Here is a 526-nt window from a genome sequence, read left to right as displayed (position 1 = left end):
GATCTCCGAGAAATGCGCGGATATCTCCCCCGTCGTCAATCCTTTCGCATATAACGACAAGACCATTTCGTCGACCTCGCCGAGCCGGCGTTGCCGTTTCTTGACGATCTGCGGCTCGAATGTCCCGTCGCGGTCACGGGGAACATTAATGGAGACTTCACCGGCCGCGTCCGACACCACCGTCTTCGACCGGCTCCCGTTACGAATATTCGTCGAGTCGCGGCCCTCGTCGGCCTGGTTCTTCTCGTGACCGAGGTGTTCGGTGATTTCCTCGTTCAAAGCGGTCTCGAGAACATTCTTGGTGAAAAGCTTCAGCAGCCCGTCCGGGCCGGTCAGCTCCAAGCCCCGCTGCCGGGCCTCGGCCACCATCGCCGCAGCTGCGGCCTGCTCCGGCGACAGCTTCCGGCCCCCGACACGGGCGTTCTTCCGTCGCCTCACGATCTCTGCGGTCATTACTCACAGTGCCCATCCCGCCGAACAAAAATCCGGCGAATCAGGCCAGAAACACCGTTCGTGGCACAGTCCC

At 61.6% G+C, this 526-nt stretch carries 1 protein-coding gene; it reads right to left on the bottom strand.

The genetic code is table 11. From position 1 onward, the window contains the following. Positions 1 to 369, bottom strand: a 369-nt coding sequence (locus Ato02nite_RS39915) for a transposase (protein WP_246607989.1), incomplete at its 3' end; no start/stop codon positions are given. Between the last annotated feature and the right edge of the window lie 157 nt (positions 370 to 526).

It is taken from the genome of Paractinoplanes toevensis (assembly GCF_018332695.1).
GTDB lineage: Bacteria > Actinomycetota > Actinomycetes > Mycobacteriales > Micromonosporaceae > Actinoplanes > Actinoplanes toevensis.
The sequence above is the reverse complement of the archived record's forward strand: the minus strand, read 5'-3'. Positions and strand labels throughout refer to the sequence as shown.